Origin of the sequence: Micromonospora sp. KC207 (assembly GCF_004348615.1) — a bacterium.
In the GTDB taxonomy this organism is placed as follows: Bacteria; Actinomycetota; Actinomycetes; order Mycobacteriales; family Micromonosporaceae; genus Micromonospora.
Window position 1 is genome coordinate 1 of record NZ_SMKJ01000625.1, and the last position, 849, is coordinate 849.

2 protein-coding genes are annotated in these 849 nt (G+C 75.7%); one reads left to right on the forward strand and one right to left on the reverse strand.

The window, feature by feature from the left end; genetic code table 11:
- A partial coding sequence (locus tag E1258_RS32915; protein ID WP_207919949.1) for a cellulose binding domain-containing protein occupies window positions 1–334 on the forward strand: 334 nt, incomplete at its 5' end.
- On the opposite strand, the gene E1258_RS32920 is transcribed toward E1258_RS32915, so the two are convergent.
- On the reverse strand, window positions 335–849 hold a 515-nt coding region (locus tag E1258_RS32920), incomplete at its 5' end, for an NB-ARC domain-containing protein (RefSeq protein WP_243715845.1).

Sequence of the window (849 nt, forward strand, 5' to 3'; positions counted from 1 at the left end):
TCCGACGACCCTGCCTCCGACGACCCCGCCGGCCTCCGCCGGCTGCTCGGCCGTCTACAAGCCAGTCGGCCAGTGGTCCGGCGGCTTCCAGGGTGAGGTCGAGGTGACCGCCGGCAGCGGCGCGATCCGGGGCTGGACGGTCACCTGGAGGTGGGCCGGCGGCCAGCAGATCATCTCGTCCTGGAGCGCCACGGTCACCACCAGCGGGTCGACCGTGACGGCCAGGAACGCCAACTACAACGGCACGCTTGCGGCCGGGGGGAAGGCCAGCTTCGGCTTCACCGGCTCCGGGGCGGCCAGCACTCCGACCCTGAGCTGCACCGCGACGGCCTGATCAGCGGGCGGGCCGCTCCCGACTCCGCATCGGGGGCGGCCCGGCGCTGGCCGCCGGGCTGACCGGCTGCACGCGCGGCCAGGCATGGTCCGGGGTGAATACCGACGCCACCCGCGCCGGTGCGGCCACCCTGGCCACGGTCGTCACGGCGATGGTGGCCGTGCGCTGGGCGGTCATCCGCTCCGCCGCGACCCGCAGGGCAAGTGGCCGGCCGCCGCAGCGCCGGACCAGGTCGTACGCGGAGTCGGGGTCGGCGTCGACCCGGTCGCCGATCAGCCCGCGCAGCAGCTCGAATCCTGCCTCGGCGCTCAGCGGGCCCAGTTCCAGCCGCCGCGCGCCGTGCCGCACGACCAGCTCGGCCAGACCGTCCCGGCTGGTCACCAGGACCAGGCAGCCGGGCGAGCCGGGCAGCAGGGGACGCACCTGCTCGACGGTGCTCGCGTTGTCGAGCAGCACCAGCATCCGGCGGCCGGACATCCGGGTGCGGTAGCGGGCGGCCAGGGCAGCGGGGGTGG